Annotated in this window: 22 protein-coding genes; 10 read left to right on the top strand and 12 right to left on the bottom strand. The window is 71.8% G+C overall.

The features are described 5' to 3' along the window. Window positions 1–17 precede the first annotated feature (17 nt). Together RNC47_RS02985 and RNC47_RS02980 are read left to right on the top strand one after the other, a co-directional pair. Window positions 18–956 carry an arabinan endo-1,5-alpha-L-arabinosidase gene (locus RNC47_RS02985; protein WP_311595595.1) on the top strand — a complete coding sequence of 313 codons (939 nt, stop codon included), beginning with the start codon at window positions 18–20 and terminating at the stop codon, window positions 954–956. 118 nt (window positions 957–1,074) lie between these two features. Next, window positions 1,075–2,649, top strand: coding sequence for an alkaline phosphatase D family protein (locus tag RNC47_RS02980; protein ID WP_311595594.1), 1,575 nt, complete (start codon window positions 1,075–1,077; stop codon window positions 2,647–2,649). A 198-nt stretch (window positions 2,650–2,847) separates the two neighbouring features. Here the strand turns inward: RNC47_RS02980 and RNC47_RS02975 are convergent, their stop codons facing one another. From RNC47_RS02975 to RNC47_RS02945, 7 genes are all read right to left on the bottom strand, one after another. Then, window positions 2,848–3,771 carry a lysylphosphatidylglycerol synthase transmembrane domain-containing protein gene (locus RNC47_RS02975; protein WP_311595219.1) on the bottom strand — a complete coding sequence of 308 codons (924 nt, stop codon included), beginning with the start codon at window positions 3,769–3,771 and terminating at the stop codon, window positions 2,848–2,850. A 67-nt stretch (window positions 3,772–3,838) separates the two neighbouring features. Beyond that, window positions 3,839–5,077, bottom strand: a complete 1,239-nt coding sequence (locus RNC47_RS02970) for a DUF4032 domain-containing protein (RefSeq protein ID WP_311595217.1) — start codon at window positions 5,075–5,077, stop codon at window positions 3,839–3,841. Between the two features lie 123 nt (window positions 5,078–5,200). After that, window positions 5,201–5,593 carry a type II toxin-antitoxin system VapC family toxin gene (locus RNC47_RS02965; protein WP_311595216.1) on the bottom strand — a complete coding sequence of 131 codons (393 nt, stop codon included), beginning with the start codon at window positions 5,591–5,593 and terminating at the stop codon, window positions 5,201–5,203. Further along, window positions 5,590–5,862 carry a hypothetical protein gene (locus RNC47_RS02960; protein ID WP_311595212.1) on the bottom strand — a complete coding sequence of 91 codons (273 nt, stop codon included), beginning with the start codon at window positions 5,860–5,862 and terminating at the stop codon, window positions 5,590–5,592. The genes RNC47_RS02965 and RNC47_RS02960 overlap by 4 nt, the downstream gene beginning before the upstream one ends. 115 nt (window positions 5,863–5,977) lie before the next feature. Beyond that, entirely contained in the window at window positions 5,978–6,463 is a 486-nt protein-coding gene (locus tag RNC47_RS02955; RefSeq protein ID WP_311595210.1) for a hypothetical protein, read from the bottom strand. A 73-nt stretch (window positions 6,464–6,536) separates the two neighbouring features. Beyond that, window positions 6,537–7,088, bottom strand: a complete 552-nt coding sequence (locus RNC47_RS02950; RefSeq protein ID WP_311595208.1) for a GNAT family N-acetyltransferase — start codon at window positions 7,086–7,088, stop codon at window positions 6,537–6,539. An 8-nt stretch (window positions 7,089–7,096) separates the two neighbouring features. Beyond that, the gene (locus RNC47_RS02945; RefSeq protein ID WP_311595207.1) at window positions 7,097–8,350 is read right to left on the bottom strand and encodes a helix-turn-helix transcriptional regulator; all 1,254 of its coding nucleotides are present in this window, start codon (window positions 8,348–8,350) and stop codon (window positions 7,097–7,099) included. A 161-nt stretch (window positions 8,351–8,511) separates the two neighbouring features. Between RNC47_RS02945 and RNC47_RS02940 the strand changes: the two genes are divergently transcribed. From RNC47_RS02940 to trxA, 5 genes are read left to right on the top strand one after another with little or no spacing between them, the layout of a single operon-like run. Beyond that, complete coding sequence (locus RNC47_RS02940; protein ID WP_311595205.1) at window positions 8,512–8,937, top strand: ATP-binding protein; 426 nt, start codon at window positions 8,512–8,514, stop codon at window positions 8,935–8,937. Beyond that, the gene (locus RNC47_RS02935; RefSeq protein WP_311595204.1) at window positions 8,934–9,845 is read left to right on the top strand and encodes a radical SAM/SPASM domain-containing protein; all 912 of its coding nucleotides are present in this window, start codon (window positions 8,934–8,936) and stop codon (window positions 9,843–9,845) included. The genes RNC47_RS02940 and RNC47_RS02935 overlap by 4 nt, the downstream gene beginning before the upstream one ends. Continuing rightward, the gene (locus tag RNC47_RS02930) at window positions 9,827–10,672 is read left to right on the top strand and encodes a hypothetical protein (RefSeq protein WP_311595203.1); all 846 of its coding nucleotides are present in this window, start codon (window positions 9,827–9,829) and stop codon (window positions 10,670–10,672) included. Before RNC47_RS02935 ends, RNC47_RS02930 begins: the two co-directional genes overlap by 19 nt. Window positions 10,673–10,702: 30 nt before the next feature. Next, window positions 10,703–11,140 (top strand): MerR family transcriptional regulator, encoded by a 438-nt coding sequence (locus tag RNC47_RS02925; RefSeq protein ID WP_311595201.1) that lies wholly within the window; start codon window positions 10,703–10,705, stop codon window positions 11,138–11,140. After that, window positions 11,137–11,478: a thioredoxin gene (trxA, locus tag RNC47_RS02920; protein ID WP_311595200.1), complete on the top strand. Its 342-nt coding sequence runs from the start codon at window positions 11,137–11,139 to the stop codon at window positions 11,476–11,478. The genes RNC47_RS02925 and trxA overlap by 4 nt, the downstream gene beginning before the upstream one ends. On the opposite strand, the gene RNC47_RS02915 is transcribed toward trxA, so the two are convergent. The 5 genes from RNC47_RS02915 to RNC47_RS02895 all read right to left on the bottom strand — a co-directional run bounded on the left by RNC47_RS02915 (window position 11,475) and on the right by RNC47_RS02895 (window position 16,408). Further along, on the bottom strand, window positions 11,475–12,476 hold the full coding sequence (locus tag RNC47_RS02915) for a 4-hydroxythreonine-4-phosphate dehydrogenase PdxA (protein ID WP_311595199.1): 1,002 nt from the start codon (window positions 12,474–12,476) through the stop codon (window positions 11,475–11,477). The two genes, trxA and RNC47_RS02915, sit on opposite strands and share 4 nt — an antisense overlap. A 35-nt stretch (window positions 12,477–12,511) precedes the next feature. Then, window positions 12,512–14,002 carry a tripartite tricarboxylate transporter permease gene (locus RNC47_RS02910; protein WP_311595198.1) on the bottom strand — a complete coding sequence of 497 codons (1,491 nt, stop codon included), beginning with the start codon at window positions 14,000–14,002 and terminating at the stop codon, window positions 12,512–12,514. Beyond that, window positions 13,999–14,520 (bottom strand): tripartite tricarboxylate transporter TctB family protein, encoded by a 522-nt coding sequence (locus RNC47_RS02905; RefSeq protein WP_311595197.1) that lies wholly within the window; start codon window positions 14,518–14,520, stop codon window positions 13,999–14,001. Before RNC47_RS02905 ends, RNC47_RS02910 begins: the two co-directional genes overlap by 4 nt. Beyond that, window positions 14,517–15,488, bottom strand: coding sequence for a tripartite tricarboxylate transporter substrate binding protein (locus RNC47_RS02900; protein ID WP_311595196.1), 972 nt, complete (start codon window positions 15,486–15,488; stop codon window positions 14,517–14,519). The genes RNC47_RS02905 and RNC47_RS02900 overlap by 4 nt, the downstream gene beginning before the upstream one ends. A gap of 89 nt (window positions 15,489–15,577) precedes the next feature. After that, window positions 15,578–16,408 (bottom strand): alpha/beta fold hydrolase, encoded by an 831-nt coding sequence (locus tag RNC47_RS02895; RefSeq protein ID WP_311595195.1) that lies wholly within the window; start codon window positions 16,406–16,408, stop codon window positions 15,578–15,580. 142 nt (window positions 16,409–16,550) lie between these two features. Between RNC47_RS02895 and RNC47_RS02890 the strand changes: the two genes are divergently transcribed. From RNC47_RS02890 to RNC47_RS02880, 3 genes are all read left to right on the top strand, one after another. After that, window positions 16,551–17,447: a LysR family transcriptional regulator gene (locus RNC47_RS02890; RefSeq protein ID WP_311595194.1), complete on the top strand. Its 897-nt coding sequence runs from the start codon at window positions 16,551–16,553 to the stop codon at window positions 17,445–17,447. Between the two features lie 221 nt (window positions 17,448–17,668). After that, window positions 17,669–17,986: a trypco2 family protein gene (locus tag RNC47_RS02885; protein ID WP_311595192.1), complete on the top strand. Its 318-nt coding sequence runs from the start codon at window positions 17,669–17,671 to the stop codon at window positions 17,984–17,986. Window positions 17,987–17,991: 5 nt separating this feature from the next. Further along, on the top strand, window positions 17,992–20,124 hold the full coding sequence (locus tag RNC47_RS02880) for a serine protease (RefSeq protein WP_311595191.1): 2,133 nt from the start codon (window positions 17,992–17,994) through the stop codon (window positions 20,122–20,124). Window positions 20,125–20,272 lie beyond the last annotated feature (148 nt).

The following is a 20,272-nucleotide window of genomic DNA, read 5'->3' as shown; positions in this document are numbered from 1 at the left end:
GCCTGTTGTCCCGCGTCATGGCGGCGGCCCTGGCCGCCGCCGCCATGCTGCTGCTGACGCCCGGCAGCGCCGTCGCCTACCCCAACCCGGGACTGGTGACGGGCGCGACCGGCATCCACGACCCCTCGATGATCAGGACCAGTTCCGGCTACGTGCTCTACGGCTCCAACAACCGCCTGGACGCCCGCACCTCGTCGGACCGGATCGCGTTCGCCAACGCCGGCTCGGCGTTCGCCTCGCCGCTGTCCTGGTGGTCGACCTACTCGCCCGAGCAGAGCCCCTGGGCCCCCGACATCTCCTACCACAACGGCACCTACTGGCTGTACTACGCGGTCTCCAGCTTCGGCTCCAACCACTCGGCGATCGGCCTGGCCACCTCCACCACCGGCCGTCCCGGCAGCTTCACCGACCGCGGCATCGTCTACTCGACCACCTCGAGCTCCAACCACAACGCCATCGACCCCAACCTGCTGGTGGACGACAACGGCACCTGGTGGCTGACGTTCGGCTCCTGGTGGACCGGGATCAAGCAGATCCAGCTCAACCCGGCCACCGGCCTGCGGCACGCCACCAACCGCACCGTCTACAGCCTGGCCTCGCAGGGCGGCGGCATCGAGGGCCCGTCGCTGGTCAAGCGCAACGGCTACTACTACCTGTTCAACTCCTACGGCACCTGCTGCGCCGGCACCAGCAGCACCTACCACATCAAGGTGGGCCGCTCCACCAGCCCCAACGGCCCGTTCGTCGACCGCAACGGCGTCAACCTGATGAACGGCGGCGGCACCCTGGTGCGGGAGACGCAGGGCCGGTACATCGGCCCCGGCGGCCAGTCGGTGATGAACGACGTCGACGGCGACCTGCTCGTGTACCACTACTACGACGGCCAGGACAACGGGGCGCCCAAGCTCGGCGTCAACCTCATCAACTGGAGCAGCGGCTGGCCCGTCCTCTACTGACGGACTGGTGCGTTGGGCTGCTGTTCGCCGAGATTTCCGCCCGTGTGCCTCGGCCGCGGGCGGTCTCCGGACCATGCTGCCGACTGTCGAAGAACGCGTGAGCGACAGGAGAGAGCGGATGCCGGAGTTGCCCTCGATGCGACCGTCCAGGAGAAACGTGCTGCGCGGCGGCCTCGCCGCCTCGGCCGGGCTCGGCCTGCCCGCGCTCGCCGGCACCGCGCCCGCCCTGGCGCTCTCCGGCCGGCCGAGCGCCGACTGGGGCGTCCAGGTCGGGGACGTCACCAGCTCGTCCGGTCTGGTCTGGGCGCGCTCCGACCGGCCGGCCCGGATGATCGTGGAGACCTCGGCCACCGACTCGTTCCGGCGCGTCGAGCGCTGGCGCGGCCCGCTGCTCGGCCCGGGCACCGACTTCACCGGCACCACGCCGCTGCGCGACCTGCCGGCCGGCGAGCAGGTGCACTACCGGGTGCTGCTCGCCGACCCCGACGACCCGCGCCGGGTCGGCGAGCCGGTGACCGGCACCTTCCGCACCGCGCCGGCCCGCCGCCGCGACGGGGTGGGCTTCGTGTGGTCGGGCGACCTCGCCGGCCAGGGCTGGGGCATCAACCAGGAGCTCGGCGGCTACCTGCTGTTCGAGGAGATGCGCCGCCTCGACCCCGACTTCTTCCTCTTCAGCGGCGACACCGTCTACGCGGACGGGCCGCTCACCGACAGCGTGACGCTGCCGGACGGCCGGGTGTGGCGCAATGTCACCACCCCCGAGAAGGCGAAGGTCGCCGAGACCCTCGCCGAGTACCGGGGCAACTTCCGCTACAACCTCCAGGACGCCAACCTGCGGCGCTTCAACGCCCAGGTGCCGGCCATCGTGCAGTGGGACGACCACGAGGTCACCAACAACTGGTACCCGGGCGAGATCCTGACCGACGCCCGCTACACCGAGAAGTCCGTCGACGTGCTGGCCGCCAGGGCGCGGCGCGCGTTCGCCGAGTACTTCCCCATCCCCACGCTGAGCCCCACCCGCGACGGGCGGGTGCACCGGGTGGTGCGCTACGGGCCGCTGCTCGACGTGTTCGTGCTCGACATGCGCACCCACCGGGACGCCAACTCCCCGGGCCGGGAGCAGGAGAACGAGCAGGGCATCCTCGGCGCCGAGCAGCTGCGCTGGCTCAAGACCGAGCTGTCCCGCTCCCGGGCGGTGTGGAAGGTGATCGCGGCCGACATGCCGATCGGCCTGGTGGTGCCGGACGGCGCCACCGACTTCGAGGCGATCGCCAACGCCGACCCGGGCGCGCCGCTCGGCCGTGAGCTGCAGATCGCCGAGCTGCTGCGCTTCGTGAAGCACCGCCGGATCACCGGCACCGTCTGGCTGACGGCCGACGTGCACCACACCTCGGCGCAGCACTACCAGCCGTCCAGGGCGGCGTTCGGCGACTTCGAGCCGTTCTGGGAGTTCGTGACCGGGCCGATCAACGCGGGCGCCTTCCCGGCCAGCGCGCTGGACGGCACCTTCGGCCCGGAGCGGGTGTTCGTCAAGGCGCCGGAGCGCGGCAACGTGTCGCCGGCCGAGGGCTACCAGTTCTACGGCGAGGTGGCGATCGACGGTGACAGCGGCGAGTTGACCGTCAGGCTGCGCGAACTGGGCGGCGCGGTGCTCTACACCAAGGTGCTGGAGCCGGGCCTGGTCGGCCAGTAGCCACCTGGCGGCGGCACCGCCCACCGCGGACGGCGGCCCGCCTCCCCGTGTCGGGGCCGAATGGCCCCGACACGGGGGCGAGGCCGGTCAGCAGGCCTTCCGCCGCACCAGCGCCGGCTGGCGGCGGCACCGCCCGCCATGGGCGGCGGCCGATCGCCGTGGCGCCACGCGACCCCACCCCGCCGCTTTCGCCCGGCGTCACACCACCTTCCACCGCACCAGGCCGGCGAGGACCAGCGCGCCGGGGAGGAGCGGGAGCCAGACGGTGATCACCCGGAACACCACCACGGTCGCGGTGGCGGCGCCCGCGGTGGCGCCGGTGGCCACCAGGGCGACGACCAGCGCCGCGTCGACCGAGCCGATGCCGCCGGGCGAGGGCACGGCGGCCGCCACCACGGAGGCGGCCAGGTAGGCGAGCACCAGGTGGCCGACCGGCACGGTCAGGCCGAGCGCGAGGGCCACGGTCACGAGTCCGGCGGCCTGCAGCATCGGGAAGGCGAAGGAGCCGCCCCACAGCGCCAGCGCCCGGGACGGCCTGGCGTGCAGCGAGCGGACGTCGGTGAGCGCGGTGCGGACGAAGGTGGCCACGGCCCGGCGGATCCTCCCCACGCAGGCCATCGCCACGGCCACCGCGAGCAGCCCGGCGACCGCCGCGGTGGCGGCGAGCGACAGGCCGATCTCCTCGGGCAGCAGCGTCTCGAGACGCAGCGCCTCGGGGAAGGCGAGCAGCAGCGCGAGCAGCAGCGTCCCGCGGGCGACGCCCTCGGCGAGGTAGTAGAGGGCGAGCGCGGCCGAGTAGCGGGCCGGCGGCAGGCCGCAGCGGGCCATGAAGCGGATGTTGACGGCGCCGGCGCCGATCCCGGAGGGCAGCAGGTGGTTGGCGGCGCCGGCGGCGAACTGGGTGACCAGCAGCCGGCCGGCGGGCAGGCGTTCCAGCACCGTGCCCTGCCGGGCGAAGGAGACGGCGACCCAGCCGAGCAGGGTGCTGGCCACGGCGGCCAGCATCCAGTACCCGTTCCCGTCGAGCGCCTGCCGGACGCCAGAGCCCAGGTGCGTCCTGTTGTGGTAGAGCCAGACGGCCACGGCGACGATCGGCAGCAGACAGAGGATCCGTCGGAGCACGCGACGAGCATGGCGCCGCGACGTGTCCTTCGGTGATCCGGGCGGTGGCCGGGAGGAGACGGCCGGGTCAGACCGGGAAGACAACCGCGCCCTCGTCGTCGGGGCCGCGCTCGCCACGACGAGCCACGTAGTCGCGGGCGGCCTCCTCCATGGTGACGTCCTCCCGGCGCCGCTCGGAGAGCAGCAGCCGGTGTTCGAGCAGTTCGTGGTAGATCTGCGCGGTGTCCACGCTTTCCCGCAGCTCGCGCGGCACGGCCCGGACGGTGGGCCGGAAGACGTCGCGCACCCAGCGGTGGGCCAGCACCTCGGGGCGGGCGCCGAGCGGGTCGCCCGGCGCGTAGTCGTCCTGCGTGACCATCCAGGTCTCCAGGTCGCGCAGCAGGCTGCGGGCCTGGTTCTCCTCGGCGTCCAGGCCGGTGAGGCGGAGCAGCTGGCGCTGGTGGTGGCCGGCGTCCACGACCTTGGGCCAGAAGGTGACGGCGTCCCCGTCGGGCGAGCGCTTGATCTGCATCTCGGCGACGTCGAAGCCCAGGTCGTTGAGTCGCCTTATCCGCCGGTCGATGTAGTGGCGCTTGTCCTTGGGGTAGACGGAGGTGCGGGTGAGCTCGTGCCACAGCTCGCCGTAGCGCTCGCAGATCTCGTCGCCGAAGGGGACGGGGTCGACGGACGGGTGCAGGGAGCCGCCCGCCTCCAGGTCCATCAGCTCGCCGGCGATGTTGACCCGGGCCACCTCCAGGTCGTAATCGCGCTGTCCTCTGGAGAGGGTGGGCTGGATCTGGCCGGTCTCGGCGTCGACCAGGTAGGCCGCGTAGGCGCCGGCGTCCCGGCGGAAGAGGGTGTTGGAGAGCGAGCAGTCGCCCCAGGCGAAGCCGTTGAGGTGCAGCCGGACCAGCAGCACGGCGAGCGCGTCGAGCAGGCGCTTGATGGTGGTGGGGCGCATGGTGGTCTCGAACATCGACCGGTAGGGCAGCGAGCCCTTCAGCTGCCGGGTGATCAGGACGGGTTCGAGCGGCTCGCCGTGCGCGTCGTACCGGCCGGTGACCACGGCCACCGGGTCGACCGCCGGCACGTCGAGCCGGCCCAGGTCGCGCAGCAGCCCGTACTCGCGGACCGCGGCCCACTCGCCGACCTCCTTGACGGCGACGACCTCGCCGCCGGCCCTGGCGAACCGCACCACGTGCCGGGAGATGCCGCGGGGCAGCGAGACCAGGTGCTTCTCGGGCCAGTCGGTCAGCGGCACGTCCCAGGGCAGGTCGAGGAGGGTGATCGGGTGCTCGGGGTCGGTGGCGGTGATCTGCAGGTCCATGACCCCAGTCTGCGTCACGGTCCCCTGCGGTTTGCCGCCATGTCGACACAAAGTTTTGCGGCCGGCACGGGCGGACGGCCGCGCCCCCTGCCGACCGCGTGGCGGTCAGGCCGTTGCCAGGGGTCAGATCTTGAGGACGCGCGCGCCGGCGCCACACAGCATGAGGAGGTCTTCGGGGTCTGACGTCAGGACGGTTACCGGGGCGGGCGAGGCGAGTGCGGTGGCGGCGACAATGGCGTCGAGGGCGTACTTGTGTCCATGCAGTCCCGCTACTGCAAGGAGCTTGCTGGCATGCCGGGCGATGGCTTCGGTGGGCGGGACGATGTTCACGCGGGAGACGGCGTAGTCGAAGCGGGCCTGCTTCGTCTTGGGATCGCGTGCCTCGACGAGGGTGACGGAGCTGGTGATGACGCGGATGTCGTCGGCCTCGGCGGCGGCGAGCCATTCGGTCAGCTCGGGCGAGCGCCGTACGAGGCTGGACAGGCCCTCGCAGTCCAGTACGAGAGTGCCGCTCACGCGGCGTCCACCGAATCCGCCTCGTCGCCACGCAGGATCGCCCGCTTGGCCTCGACCGCGGCCTGGTCGACCGGCCCGTGCTCGGCTTCCGCGTCCTCGATGAGCTCACGCAGCCGCTCTCGCTCCAGCTGGCGCTGGATGAGTGCCTCGACATAGGCGGACATACCCCGCTTGCCGGTTCGCGCCCTGAGCGCCGCGATGGTGCCCTCGTGGAGCGATACGGAGACCGGACGGACAGGACCTTCGCCGGGCGGGAGAGGAGTGGCCATGGAGCCACTTTAACAAAACTCTTGTTATTAGGCGCCCACCTTGGTGATGCCGCAGACCACCGACGTCATCTCCGCTCAGTTCCGGTGGCTGCCGAGGGTTGCGAACGCGTGCCGGTCAGCCGCGCCGCGCGGCACCCGCCGGCCACACCACGTCCACCGGAATGCCGGCCGCACGGGCCTCGACGACCACGTCGGCGGTCCCGCCCTTCCCCGTGGGCGGCGACCCACTCCACACGGCGAAGAGCCGGTCGGCGCGCCGCAGCAACTCCTTACCCGCCGCCGTGTACGCCTCGCAACCGGCCCGCTCCCACGGCATGGTGACCACCTCGCCGGCCGCCGCCACCAGCCGATCGAACGCGGCCGCATGCTCGGGCGCCACCTTCCGCGCCCGGTAGTCACGCGCGGGAATCACCAGGACGAGGCGGCCGCCGGCCTCCAACACCGCCTCGGCGAAGAGCGTGTCCGCCCCGGCGGCGAGGCAGGAGACCCCCACCAGCTCCGTGACGTCGTGCCGCGCGAGCAACCTCCGCATCTCGGCCCGCACCAGCCGCTCGGTAGCCTCCGTAAGGTCCATGTGCCCGGTCACAGCGATGGTGGGCATTGCCTCTCCTGGTCAGCCCGACAGCAGGCAGCGGATCCTATCGCGCACCGCTCACCGGCACGCCCTTGCCTGTTCAGCGCGGGGCCGTGGCCCGCGTCGGCCGCGCCATGGCCGTGAGGACGGGCCCGTCCGGCGAGGGTTGCTGGGAACTGATCTCGGTGTACCCCCACGACTCGTACAGGGCCTTGACCTTGCCGTTCCCCGCCAGGGGATTGACCAGGAGCGTGACCTGTTCCTCCAGCCTGGCCGCGAGGAGCGCGTCATGAATGCGCCGAGCGATGCCCAGCCCACGCCAGGGAGCCCGCAGCATGATCTCCTTGAGCGCCATCGTGGGCTTGTCCGCGCAGCCTGCCGGCAGCGGAGTCGTCATTCGTTGCCACCAACGGTCGTCCGGCTCGATGGCATTGCCGTAGGCGTACCCGACTGGTTCGTCGCCGTCGAACGCGATCACCACTTCCCACCCCGACTCGGACGCATGCCGCGCTAGCCGTTCGCCGAATCGCTCCACGGAGTAGTGCGGCAAATGGAGTTTGTCGGCTCGCACCTCGGCATACACCTCGATGAGGATGGTCCAGACGGCGTCGATGTCAGAAGTACGACGAAGTTCAACAGCGGTGGCCACCATGATTCCCTTCACATCTCTCGGAAGTACTGATTCCAGGTACGGGCAGCCTGGCTCGAGGGAGCGGCAACGCGCAGACCCGTGTCGAACTCACCCAGCATGGTGATGATTCGGGGATGCTGTCCCGATGGCTCGGTGGGGATGGACATGGCGGTTGCCACAGCCCGCTCGACCTCACCTTGTCCGAGTTGCGCCTGCGCGAGACGTGCCGTGGTGATCGCCCGCGAACGCTGCATCGCCGGCTTCAAGAGGGCCAGGCTGCGATGAGCGTGTGCTTCGGCGTCTTCATAGCTTCCCAACGCCAGATACGCGGCCACCGCGAGGCTTTCCAACTCGGCCTGGTCGTAGAAGGCATTCATCCAGACCGGACGGGACTCGCCGGAATCGGCCCGTTGCAGAGCATCCTGGGCGTTACCCAGGAGCTGCCGCACGGCCCGGGAGTCACCTCTGAGCCCATGAATGGCCGCGTGCCGGGCGTGCCCCAGAGAGGCGAACATGGGATCTCGCCGCGTGAGAGTGGCGCGACGGGCCACGTCGTTCGCGGCCAACGCGTCTGCGGGGCGGCCAAGATGACGGTACAGGCTTCCGGCGTGAGACCAGATTCGGAACTGGATCGTCGGCTCGCCCGACATGGCCGCGAGACTGGCGGCGCGAGCGAAGTGCCGTTGCGCCGCGTCGAAGCGCCTCCCGTCGATCGCGGCCCACATGGCGCTCGACGTGAAGGAGGCCGCGCAGGCGTACAGCGCCGCGCGAACGCGCTGGCTCGCGTTGCCGCGTTCCTGAAGTGTAAGGGCTTCTCCGGCCAGAGCCGCAGCCTGGGCTTCGATGGTCAACTTGCCGCCATAACGATGATCGCTGGCAACGATGACAGCGAACTTGGACAACAGCCGCTGCACATCACCTGAGCCCACGCGCGGGCGGACGGATTGGGCTGTACCCGCGGCGTGAGCCATGGCCATGTGAGCGGATGTGCTGATGAAGCGGCGGCGAAGCACTGATGCCTCCGAGGGTGCCGGGCGCGAGACCTCGCGTCTGGGAGCGAAGCCCAACTCGGTGACTGGGCAATTGAATACTGCCTCCAACGCGACCCGTTGCCTTCGATGCGGCCAGCGCGTCCTGCCCGTCAGCCAGTTGCGCACGGTGCGATCACCGACCGTCCCCGCGTGCCCGTCCGCCTGCAGGATGGCGTTCACCGCCTCGGCCAGCTCCGTCTGCGTGAAGCCAGCTTCCGCCATACGCGCTTTGAGGGTGCTGTTACCGGCCACGCACTCAAGGTAGCCGCAGAGTTACTGACGACCGAACCGCGCGCGGCGGAAATTTCCGGTTGGACGTCCTGCGCGCAGCGTCGATTGTTCCTGACAGTCCGTAGCGGCTGGTCGTTCACTGGCACAGGAAGCCGTCGTCACACCAGAGCCTCGGAGGTGCCATGCAGGCCGCCGCGGGAGTCGCCAGGGAACAGCACGTGTACGGATGGTCGTTGGTCGCCCGTGCCCAGGAGATAGAGCTGTGGCGGCGGGCGGTGGCCGACGTGTTCCGTGGGTGGGGCGCCTCGCCGGCGGCCGTCGAGGTGGCGCGGCTCGGGGTCTCGGAGTTGCTGTCGAACATCATCCGGCACGTGGAGTGCCCGCAGTGCTATCTGCGGATCGTCCGCGTCGGCGGTGAGGCCGTGGTTCAGGTCTTCGACCGGTCGTCGGAATTTCCGGTCGTCGGCAGGCCCGAGTGGGATGCCGACTCCGGTCGGGGGCTGTGGCTGTTGCGCGAGATGGCCGACCGGTTCGGGTGGGAGGCCACCCATCCGCGCGTCGGCAAGATCGTCTGGTTCGCCTGCCGACTGCGGGAGGAGTCGCGATGACGCGCTTTCTCTGGCTGGACCTGACGCGGAAGTGCCAACTGAGCTGCGTGCACTGCTACAACGCCTCGGGGCCGGGCGGCACCCACGGCACCATGAGCCGCGAGAACTGGATCGACGTGCTGGACCAGGCCGCCGCCTGCGGCGTGCGGCATGTCCAACTCATCGGCGGGGAGCCCACCCTGCATCCACACGCGGCCGAACTGGTCGACCACGCACTGGCCGACGGCCTGACGGTGGAGGTGTACAGCAACCTGGTGCACGTGACGGACGCGTGGTGGCGGCTGCTCCAGGAACCGGGCGTCTCGCTGGCGACCTCGTACTACTCGGACCAGGCAGCCGAGCACAACGCCATGACACGTCGACCGAGCCACACACGGACCCGGGCGAACATCGAGAAGGCCGTCCGCCTGGGCATCGCGCTCCGGGTCGGCATCGTCGCGGCCGACGAGGCCCAGCGCGTGAGCGAAGCGCGGTCGGAGCTACGGGGCGTCGGCGTGACGACGATCGGGGTGGATCGCGTCCGTCCCTTCGGGCGTGGGGCCTCGGAACGCGCGCCGGACGCGGGCGGGCTCTGCGGCCGATGTGGGGACGGCAGGGCCGCCATCGGCCCGGACGGGGAGGTCTCTCCGTGCGTCTTCTCCGACTGGATGTCGGTGGGAAACGTCAGGTCCACCCCGTTGGCACGTCTCCTCGACGGCGCGCTCATGACCGATGCCACCGCCACCATCCGCAGAGCGGTCCGGTCCGAGAAGTGCGCTCCGGATCAGCGCTGCTATCCCGATCAGACCCCCTGCTACCCTGCCCAGACGCCCTGCGCCCCGAAGGGGGATTTCCCCGTTCCCTGCCCGCCTGATCAGGGGGAATGCAGGCCCGGTTATCCCAGTGATCCGTGCGGCCCTTTCCGGTGAGAGATCTCATGACAGACGGTATGCCCCCTGGGGTCGAATCGTTGATTCATCCCTACACCGGGCACGTGAACGAGTTCCGGCCCATCAGGGACGGAAAGGAGCCGGGCCTCACGGCGGTCCTGGAATGCGAGAGCGGCGCGGTCTTCGTCAAGGCGGAGCCGAACCACGGCTGGCGGCGGGAATCCCTCCTGCGCGAGAAACTGGTCACGCCACTCGCGGGGCCGTTGTCCGCACAACTGCTCTGGGACGCGGAGGACGGGGAATGGATCGCCCTCGGTTTCGAGATGCTGGACGGGCGGCCGGCGGACTTCTCGCCCGGCTCGGCGGACCTGCCCGTGGTTCGCGAACTCGTGGACGAGATCGGGGCGGTGCGGCCCCCGCAGGCCGCGCGAGACTGGACCGAGACCCGATGGGACCGCTTTCTCTCCGACCAGTCGGAGGCCGAACTCCTCCGCGGGGATGCCCTCCTGCACGCCGACCTCCATCAGGAGAACGTGATCGTCGGCGCGGGCCGGGCCTGGGTGGTGGACTGGGGGTGGCCCACCCGGGGGGCCGGGTTCATCGATCCGGCATCGATCGTCGTTCAGCTGGTGGCGGCCGGACACAGCCCCGCGGCCGCGGAGTCGTGGGGGGCCGGCTGCGCGGCGTGGCGGGACGCGAACCCGGCGGGAATCGATGTCTTCGCCGCCGCCACGGTGCGGATGTGGCGGGAGATGGCAGACCGCAGACCGGACAGACAAGGCCGGCGGGCGTTCGCCGAAGCGGCCGAGGCGTGGGCCCGACACCGAGGCGTCACGGTGGCGCCGCAGGCATCGCCGCTTGCCTGAACGTCGACGTAAAGGTTTACGTTCGGAGCCATGCGCATCGGTGAGCTGGCGAAGCGCGCGGGGACGACGACCCGGACCCTGCGCTACTACGAGTCGCGGGGGCTGCTGCGGTCCCGGCGGGCGGGTAACGGCTACCGCGACTACGACGAGGACGACCTGCGGCAGCTGCGGCAGATCCAGACCCTGCAGGACTTCGGCTTCGACCTGGAGGAGACCAGGCCGTTCGTCGACTGCCTGCGGTCCGGGGAGCCGGCCGGGGACGTGTGCCCGGCCTCGCTCGAGGTCTACCGGCGCAAGCTGGCCGAGCTCGACGCCTTCGTCGCGCGGCTCACCGAGGTGCGGGCCACGCTCGGCGCCCGGCTGGCCGCCGCCGAGCTGGCGGCCGGCGCCCGGGTGCCGGGCGGCCCGCCGCCGCGCTGCGAACTGATCGACGAACTGATCGACGAGGCCCCGGAGGACGGACGATGACTGCCACGACGAGCGTGACCGAGGTCACCGACGCGACGTTCGCGGAGGAGGTGCTGGGCTCCGACCTGCCGGTGCTGGTGGACTTCACGGCCGACTGGTGCCCGCCCTGCCGCATGATCGCGCCGGTGCTCGACGAGGTGGCGCGGGAGGAGGCGCACCGGCTGCGCGTGGTCTCGGTGGACGTGGACCACAACCCGGCCACCGCCGCGGCCTACCAGGTGATGTCCATGCCGACGCTGATGCTGTTCCGCGCCGGTGAGCCGGTGCGCTCGCTGGTCGGCGCCCGGCCCAAGCGGCGGCTGCTCCAGGAGCTCGCCGACGATCTCGTCGCCGGCTAACGCCCGGCCGCCGCGGCGCCGAGCCTGGTGGCCAGGTGGAACGCGTTGTTCATCGAGCCCATGGTGGCGGCGCGCCTGCCGACCAGGTCGAAGGCGGTGCCGTGGGCCGGGGTGCAGATGGGGATGGGCAGGCCGCCGGCGATGGTGACGCCGCCGTCGAAGCCCATCAGCTTCATCGCGATCTGCCCCTGGTCGTGGTACATGGTCAGCACCCCGTCGAAGTCGCCGGCGCGGGCCCGCAGGAAGATGGTGTCGGAGGGGAAGGGCCCGGTGGCGTCGATCCCCTCGGCGCGCAGGTCCTCGACGGCCGGCGCGATGATGTCGATCTCGTGCCGGCCGAAGCGGCCGCTCTCCCCCGCGTGCGGGTTGAGCGCGCAGACCCCGATGCGCGGGGCCGCGATGCCGGCGCCGCCGCGCAGCACCCCGTCCAGCAGCCGGCCGGCCGCCGCCACCCGTTCGCGGGTGATGCCGGCGTCCACCTCGGCGATGGAGATGTGCGAGGTGACGCGGGAGGTCCACAGGCCCGGCAGCACGTTGAGTTCCGAGGTGAAGCCCTCGACGCCGAGGACGACCTCGAACCAGCGCAGCTCGTCGCTCTCGGCGAGCCCGGCCAGGTGCAGCGAGGACTTGTTGAGCGGGGCGAACAGGATGGCGTCGACCTCGCCCTTGGCGGCCAGGTCGAGCGCCACCCGCAGGTTGTCCATCGCCCACCGCCCGCCGGCCTCGGTGGCCCGGCGCCGCTCGAAGGGCTCGGCGGGCCGCCGTGCCCCGTTGTCCACCAGCAGCGGCCGGCCCTCGGTCGGGGTGGTGGCGTAGTCGATGGTCAGCCCCGAGTCCTCCTCGGCGAGGGCGAGTTCGGCCGGGTCGGAGATGAGCAGCAGGTCGGCGGCGGCCGTGGTCCCGGGGTCGGCGAGCAGCCGGGCGACGAGCTCGGGGCCGATGCCGGCCGGGTCGCCGAGGGTGACGGCGACGCGGGGGCGGGGCGGCGCGGAGGTCATGGGAAGCCTTTCGGGTGTCTGCGGGGTTGGGGGGTTCATGAGGCGCGGGCCGTCACGCGGCGGCGCAGCACGCGGCCGAGCGCGGGTCCCGCGACCAGCAGCAGGGCGAGCGTCAGGATGGCGACGGCGATCGGGCTGCGCAGCAGGAAGAGGCCGTCGTCGCCGCCCAGGGCGGAGGTCTGCACCAGCGCCTTCTCGAACAGCGGGCCGATCACCAGGCCCAACACCAGGGGCGCCATGGGGAAGTTGAGGCGCTTCATGGCGTAGCCGACGAGTCCGAAGAGCAGCACCACCCAGACGCTGAACATACTGCTCTTCACCGAGTAGGCGCCGAGCACGCTGGTGACGATGATCAGCGGGTAGAGGAAGGCGTAGCGGATGCGCAGCAGTTGGGCGAAGACGGGCGCGAGCGGCAGGTTGAGGAGCAGCAGCATCAGGTTGCCGAGGAAGAACGAGACCAGCAGGCCCCAGACCAGGTCCGGCTGGCTGTCGAAGAGCTGCGGTCCCGGCTGGATGCCGTAGACGAGGAAGGCGCCGAGCAGCACGGCGGTGGTGGCGCCGCCCGGCACGCCGAGCACCAGGGTGGGGATGAAGTTGGCGTTGGAGGCGGCGTTGGTCGCCGCGTCGGGCGCGACCACGCCCTCGATGGCGCCCTTGCCGAGCTCCTTGCGGTTGCGGGAGAACTTCTTCTCGGTGCCGTAGGCCATGAACGAGGCGAGCGTGGTGCCGGCGCCCGGCAGGCAGCCGAGCAGGAAGCCGACGACGGTGCCCCGGGCGACCGGCGCGGCCGACCGCCTCAGGTCCTCGCGGGTCAGCATCAGTTCGCGGAACCTGGCCCTGATGGGCGGGGCCATGCCGATGTGCAGCTGGTTGAGCAGCTCGCCGATGGCGAAGAGGCCGATCATGACCTCGACGAACGGCACCCCGCCGTAGAGGTCGATCTCGCCGAAGGTGTAGCGGGCGGTGCCGCTGCCGACGTCCACGCCGACGCAGCCGATCAGCACGCCGAGCAGGCCGATGGCCATGCCGAGCGCCAGGTTGCGTCCGGAGAACACCACGATGGTGCACAGGCCGAGGATCATCACGGCCAGCATCTCGCGCGGCCCGAAGGTGAGCGCGGCCTCGGCGAAGAACGGGGCGACCGCCATCAGCGCGAACAGGGAGACCATGGCGGCGACGAAGGCGCCGATCGCCGAGATGGCGAGCGCCGGGCCGGCCCGGCCCTTGCGGGCCATCTGGTAGCCGTCGAGCGTGGAGATCACGGAGGACGCCTCGCCGGGGGTGGCGATCAGGATGGCGGTGATGGTCGCGCCGAACTGGGCGCCGTGGTAGATGCCGGCGAGCATGATCAGCGCGGTGAGCGGCGGGAAGGTGAGGGTGACCGGGATCAGGATGGCGACGCCGGTGGCGGAGCCGAGTCCGGGGAGGATCCCGATGACGGTGCCGAGCAGCACGCCGACGAAGCACCAGAGCAGGTTGTCGGGGGTGAAGGCGGCCTCGAAGCCGGTGACGAGGTTTCCGATCACTGGGCGCTCCAGACGGCCGGGTCGAAGACGCCGAGCGGCAGCGGGACGCGCAGGACGACGACGAAGATCAGGTGGGCTGTGGCGTAGGTGGCGCCGGCCACCAGCAACGAGCGGGTCAGCGACTGGCGTTCCACGACGACGGCCAGGAACAGCGTCATCAGGGTGAGGGCGGGCAGCAGCCCGAGGAGCGGGATGGCCAGCGCGGTGACCACCATGGTCGCGACGACGGCCAGCAGCTTGCGGCGGATCCGCCGCCGCTCCTCGGGGCTGTGGTCGCCGTCCTCGACGACCAGGCCGTCGCCCTCCAGCGCGGTGCCGGTGCGGAGCTCCTGGCCGACCAACACCAGGCCGAGCAGCAGCAGGGCGAGCCCGGCGACGCGCGGCAGCGCGCCGGGGCCGACGGCGCCGTCCTCCGGGTTGGACCAGTGGTACTCGAAGGAGAGGGCGAAGAACGCGGCGCCGACGGCGGCCAGCGCGGCGTAGGCGACGACCACGGACGGGCGGGTGTCCTGCTTCATCGGTAGATCTCCCGCATCCGGTCGTCGTACTCGGCGAGGTAGGCGGCGAACTCGTCGCCGCTGCGGTCGGCCGGGATCAGCAGGTCGTCGGCGAGGTAGTCCCGGTAGGTGTCGGAGTCCATGGCCTCCTGGATCTCCGCTATCCAGTAGTCGCGTTGGACGTCGGCGATCTCGCCGGCGCCGAACACGCCGCGCCAGACGGTGACCTCCGCGTCGATGCCCTGTTCGCGGGCGGTGGGCACCTCGCCGAGCACCGGGTCGTCGTAGCGCTCGGCGGTCATGCTGCACAGCGGCACCAGGTCGCCGCTCTCCAGGTAGGGCTTGACGGAGGCGGCGCTCGCGGGCGCGAAGTCCACCTGTCCGCCGAGCAGTCCGGTCATCACCTCGCCGCTCGACCCGTACGGGACGGTGTCGAAGGAGCCGCCCTCCTGGGTGAGTTCGGCGACCACCAGGGAGTCGGCGCCGGTCCGCCCGCTGGAGCCGACCACCACGCGGCCGCGTTCGCTCGCCTCGATCACGTCCCCGCAGTCGCGGAACTCGGAGTCGGCTGGCGCCACGACGACGCGGGAGTCCTCGGCGAACATCACCAGCGGGGTGAAGTCCCGGTAGGTGAAGGGGACGTCGTAGACCAGCGGCAGGGTGTTGAGCGCCGTCTCGGCGACCAGCAGGGTGTTGCCGTTGCCGCGCTCGGCCATGAAGGTGGCCCAGCCGACCGCGCCGGAGCCGCCCTCCTTGTTCTCGACGTTGACGTCGAAGCCGTCGTCGAGCTCGTTGAGCCCCTGCGCGATGACCCGCGCCGAGCGGTCGCTGCCGCCGCCGGGCGCGAAGGCGACGACCATGGGCACCGAACCGCGCGGGGTCCAGTCGTCGGGGACGGGTGGGGTCGTGTCGAGGACCGAACACGACGCGAGACACAGAACCAGTGGTGCGCTTACGACGCCCAGCCGGCTGCGCAGCGGTGACGTCATCGTCAGCCTTCCTGCAAACATCCGAGATCCTATTGGATATTTGAAGAAGGTAGGGGGCGGTCGGGGCACTGGCAAGAGTTGTGCGGGTATCAGTTCGAATGCGCGGTGAGGAACGGGGCCAGGGCCCCGACCACCGCCTCCGGGTCGTTCTCCATGGGGATGTGCCCGGCGCCCGGGACGCGGACCAGCGTGGTGCCCGGCACCTCGGCGGCGAACCGCTCGGCGTAGGAGACCGGTTGGAAGCGGTCGTCCTCGCCCCAGACCAGCAGCTTCGGCGCGGGCGAGGCCACCAGCTCCGGGAGGACCGACAGCGTGTGCCGACTGTCGGCCGCCGCGGCCAGGCAGAGCCACGACCTGGCGACCCGGGGGTCCGTCCACGGCTCCAGGTACTCGGCGATCTCCGCCTCGGACGCCGGCCGGCCGAGCGCGGCGGTGAGCGCGGTGCGCCGGGCCGCGAGCAACTCCTCCACGGTGACCGCCGCCCGCACCGCCGGATCGCGGAACCGGGCGACCGCCGGCACCGGCCAGGAGTCGTAGGTCACCGAGTTCACCAGCGCCAGCCGGTCGACCTCGACGTCCGCGCCGACCAGCAGGTGCTGGGCGACGGCACCGCCGATGTCGTGGCCGACCACCCGCAGCGGACCGGGAAGGCCGAGCGCGGCGGCGAACCGGGCGACCCACGCGGCCAGCTCGGGGACGGCCGCCGACTCGGGCGTCAGCTCCCCGGCCGAGCGGCCGAGCCCCGGCAGGTCGACGGCGACCGGGCGCAGCCCGGCCTCCGCCAGGCCGTCGAGCACCGGCAGCCACACCCGGCTCCAGTAGGTGCCGTGCACCAGCAGCACGGCGGGCGCGTCGGCCCGGTCGGCCGTCAGGTAGCGGGCGGTCGTTCCGTCGACGGCGACTGAGGATGCGGTGCTCAAGGCGTCCCTCCTGACGGTGGAGCGAATGGTCGCCATGACCATCGCGGCCGCCGGAAACGACCGTCAAATACCCCTTGTGCTATGCGTCCATGTCGGGTGAACATGCGCTCTGACCAGCGCGATCGACCTGACCGGGAGTGTGATGCGGCTCTCACAGCTGCGGGTGTTGCTGGCCGTGGCCGACCACGGCGGGTTCACCGTGGCCGCCGAGCGGATCGGGATGTCCCAGCCGGCGGCCAGCCGGGCCGTGGCCGCCCTGGAGGCGGAGCTCGGCGCGCCCCTGCTGGTGCGCGGCCGCGAGGGCGTCACCCTCACCGAGGCCGGCCGCCGCGCGGTCCGCCACGCCCGCGCCGCCGTCCACCACTTCGACCTGGTCAGGACCGAGGTCGCGGACGCCGCCGGGCAGGTGACCGGCGAGCTGCGTCTTGCCAGCCTGCCGACCGCGACCGGCACGCTGGTCGCCGCCCTGCTGCGCCAGCTCACCGACCGCCACCCGCACGTCCGGGTGCGGCTGCTGGAGGGCTTCGACCGGGACGTGCGCGCCTGGCTCGACCGGGGCGCGGTCGAGGTCGGCGTGGTGACGCTGCCCGCGCCGGGGTTCGACACCGTGGTCCTGGGCTCGGACGAGCTGGTCGCGCTGCTCCCGGCCGGCCACCCGCTCGCCGCCGCCCCCGCGGTGGACGTCACGGCCCTGGCCGGAGAGCCGTTCGTCCTCTCCACCGGCGGCTGCCGCCCGCTGGTGCTGGGGGTGGCCAGGGAGGCCGGGGTGGAACTGCGGATCGCCTACGAGGCGGGCGAACTGTCCGCGATCGAGGGCATGGTGGCCAGCGGGCTCGGCGTCAGCGTGGTCCCGACCCTGGGCCGCGAACGCGACCAGGACGGCACCGTCACCCGACCGTTGCGCCCCCGCGCGCACCGCACCCTGGCCCTGGCCTTCGCACCCGGCGACCACTCCCCCGCGGTCGCCGCGCTCCACCGACTGGTCGCCGACCGCGCCCCTGGCGGTGGAAAGCCCGCGGTCCGTGCGGACCCCGCCTGAGGTCGTCCCCAGCGAGCCGCCCTCCGCTCCACACCGTGAACGATCAACGACCGCCCGGACCCGCGGCCCGGCAGGTCCTCGTCGGAGCCGTGGCGTCGCGCCCCAGCGATCTTGCCTGCGCGGCGTACTTTCAGCAGACTTGCCGTTCGGTACGTCGACGCGTGGCAAGATGCCCCGCGAACTCGACCCGGGGAGTGGTCGGGTGACAGGTCGTCGGGGGGATGCGGATGCACGACGCGGTTGAACTGGCTGACATGATCGAGCAGCTGCGCCGCGAGCTGTCCCGGGCGGCATGGGCCGGGGAGAGCTCGGATCTCAGGTTCCGGGCCGAACAGGTGGAGCTGGAGCTGACCGTGGCGGTGGAGCGTTCTCGCGAGCCGGGGGTCAAGGTGCGCTTCTGGGTGTTCGACGCCAACGCCGCGGCGCGGACGGCTGGCATGGTCACGCAGCGGATCAAGCTGACGCTCCAGCCCGTGCGCGCGGATATGCCCGACCAACCGGCACTGATCGCCGGTGCCGAACTGCGTGACGAGGACTGACGACGGTGACGGGCCCCGAGGCGGGCGGCGGCCTCGATCCGCGTCGGATCGCCGAACTCATCGTCACCGGCCCGGACTCCGGTCGCCGGCGTGGTTCCGGCTACCGGATCACTGACTCTCTCGTGCTGACCGCCGCCCATGTCGTGGTCGACGCCACCGACGTGCGGGTGCGATTCGAATCGGACCGTCCTGGCGAATGGACGGCACCGGCGACGGTGGCGTGGTCGGATCCCGGCGGCGACGCGGCCGTCCTCAGGCTGACGTCTCCGCCGCGGGGGGCGGCGGTCGCCCCCGCGAAGTTCGCCCGCGTCAGCGACGACCGCCACGCGATCATCGGCGTGCACGCGGCGGGCTTTCCGCTGTGGAAGCAGCGCATCCGCCCGAACGGCCGGCGGTACCGGGAACTCCACCAGGCGGATGGAACCGTGGCGGCGCTGTCCAACCTGAGGTCGGGAACCCTGGAGATCACCGTCACACCGGCGGGCGCCGACCCGGATCCACGGACCTCGCCCTGGGCGGGCATGTCGGGAGCGGCGGTCTGGGCCGGGGAGCGGATCGTCGGCGTGGTGGCGGAGCACCACCGTCCCGAAGGACCTGGCCGGCTGACCGCGGTGCGGATCGAGCATGTGTTGTCCCGGCTGACCGAGCCCCAACTCGCCGCGCTCCTCGGCCTGCTGGGCACCACGGCGGCGGACGCCCTGCCGACCGTCAGGGGCGGTGAGCACACCTCCGGCCCGCTGGGCCGTCCGGCTTCCGATCGCTCCCGGGTGATCGGTCTGCCGGTGGCCCAGGGCCTGGAACTGTTCAAGAACCGTCGCCACCACATCGAGGCGATCGGCCGCAACCTGGCGGAGCCGGCCGTCCGCATGGTCACCGTCACCGGGCGGCGGGGCATCGGCAAGAGCGCGGTCGCCGCCAAGGTCATGGAGGAGTTGGAGCGGGGCGAGTGGCCGGGCCATGCCCAGTCCGAGCTGCCCGCCGGTCTGGTCAACCTGAGCACCCGGACCTCCGGGATCTCTCTCGAACGCATCTACTTCGACTGTGCCCACCTCCTCGGCGCCGAGCAGGAGGCCCACCTGCTGAACGTCTGGGCCACGAGTCGCTCGACGCGGGAGAAGATCGGCGAGTTGTTCACGGCGATCGGGGACCGGCTCGTGGTCATCCTCGTGGACAACCTCGAAGACCGGCTCCAGGACGACGGTCTCGTTCAGGACGAGGACCTGAACATCTTCCTGGACTGCCTCTTCCGAGCCAGGTTCACGCCACGGCTGCTGGTCACCTCCCAGATTCCGCTGCGCCTGGCGCCGGAGCTCCGACGGTTCGCCGTGGAGGTCGAGTTGACCGAGGGCCTGCCCCCAGAGGAGGCGGTGGCGCTGCTCCGGGAGCTCGACCAGGACGGCAGCCTGGGCGTCGCGCGGCTCTCCGACGAGGAGCTGCTCCGGGCGACGGTCCGGGTGCACGGAGTCCCCCGGGCGCTGGAACTGCTGGTGGGCGCGGTGGCGGACGACATGATCGCCCTGCCGACGCTGCATCAGGTGCTGGAGAACTTCACCCTGCGCGAGGACATCGTCTCGGGTCTGGCGCAGGACCGGTACCACCGCCTCACCCCGGAGAGCCGGGCGGTGCTGCATGTGTTCGCCGTGTTGCGTACGCCCGTGCCCCGCGAGGCGATCGAATGGATCATGGCCGGGCTCGACACGGAACTCGACGTCGCCGCGGCCCTGGCCCGGCTTGTCAGGGTGCGACTGTTGTCGGCGAGCCGGGCCAACCGCACCTTCGCCCTCCACCCGATGGACGCCGACCTGGCCTATGCCGCCATGCCCTGGGAGGGCGAGCTCGGCCGCCGCTCCGTGGAGCGTCGGGTCGCGGAGTGGTACGCCAGCATCGCCCCGCCCCGTTCCGCGTGGCGGACCCCGGACGACGTGCGGCCGATCCGCCAGGAGTTCCACCATCGGGTCCGGGCCGGGGACTTCGACGCCGCCGCCCGGCGGCGCAGCGCTTGGCGGAGGCGGCCCGGGCCCGCGCGGCCGGCGACACCCGGAGCGCCGCCGATGGGCTCGTCCGGGCCGCGGAGGCCGTGGCCGGTAACGCGGAAATGGTCAGTGCCGCCTGGCTCACGTCCGAAGCCGAGCGACTGACCTCGTCGGCTGCGGGCGGGCCCGAGCAGGGGCGGTAGTCCATGGCGGAGGCGGCGTCCTCGCCCCACTCCGACCGGTGAGCGGTCCGCCCCGTCCCAACGGACGCCCCCCTGCCCTGTCGACCGGCTTTCCGGTGGTCGATGATCGG

It is taken from the genome of Streptomyces millisiae (assembly GCF_031845425.1).
GTDB classification, from domain to species: domain Bacteria; phylum Actinomycetota; class Actinomycetes; order Streptomycetales; family Streptomycetaceae; genus Streptomyces; species Streptomyces millisiae.
Note: the sequence above shows the minus strand (reverse complement) of the source record. Positions and strands in the feature narration are given on the sequence as shown.

Coding starts and splice junctions, on each gene's coding strand:
- RNC47_RS02985 (WP_311595595.1), top strand. CDS start 18: ATGGCGGCGGCCCTGGCCGCCGCCGCCATGCTGCTGCTGACGCCCGGC.
- RNC47_RS02980 (WP_311595594.1), top strand. CDS start 1,075: ATGCCGGAGTTGCCCTCGATGCGACCGTCCAGGAGAAACGTGCTGCGC.
- RNC47_RS02970 (WP_311595217.1), bottom strand. CDS start 5,077: ATGGACCTGCAGATCACCGCCACCGACCCCGAGCACCCGATCACCCTC.
- RNC47_RS02960 (WP_311595212.1), bottom strand. CDS start 5,862: ATGGCCACTCCTCTCCCGCCCGGCGAAGGTCCTGTCCGTCCGGTCTCC.
- RNC47_RS02955 (WP_311595210.1), bottom strand. CDS start 6,463: ATGCCCACCATCGCTGTGACCGGGCACATGGACCTTACGGAGGCTACC.
- RNC47_RS02950 (WP_311595208.1), bottom strand. CDS start 7,088: ATGGTGGCCACCGCTGTTGAACTTCGTCGTACTTCTGACATCGACGCC.
- RNC47_RS02940 (WP_311595205.1), top strand. CDS start 8,512: ATGCAGGCCGCCGCGGGAGTCGCCAGGGAACAGCACGTGTACGGATGG.
- RNC47_RS02935 (WP_311595204.1), top strand. CDS start 8,934: ATGACGCGCTTTCTCTGGCTGGACCTGACGCGGAAGTGCCAACTGAGC.
- RNC47_RS02925 (WP_311595201.1), top strand. CDS start 10,703: ATGCGCATCGGTGAGCTGGCGAAGCGCGCGGGGACGACGACCCGGACC.
- trxA (WP_311595200.1), top strand. CDS start 11,137: ATGACTGCCACGACGAGCGTGACCGAGGTCACCGACGCGACGTTCGCG.
- RNC47_RS02915 (WP_311595199.1), bottom strand. CDS start 12,476: ATGACCTCCGCGCCGCCCCGCCCCCGCGTCGCCGTCACCCTCGGCGAC.
- RNC47_RS02905 (WP_311595197.1), bottom strand. CDS start 14,520: ATGAAGCAGGACACCCGCCCGTCCGTGGTCGTCGCCTACGCCGCGCTG.
- RNC47_RS02900 (WP_311595196.1), bottom strand. CDS start 15,488: ATGACGTCACCGCTGCGCAGCCGGCTGGGCGTCGTAAGCGCACCACTG.
- RNC47_RS02890 (WP_311595194.1), top strand. CDS start 16,551: ATGCGGCTCTCACAGCTGCGGGTGTTGCTGGCCGTGGCCGACCACGGC.
- RNC47_RS02885 (WP_311595192.1), top strand. CDS start 17,669: ATGCGGATGCACGACGCGGTTGAACTGGCTGACATGATCGAGCAGCTG.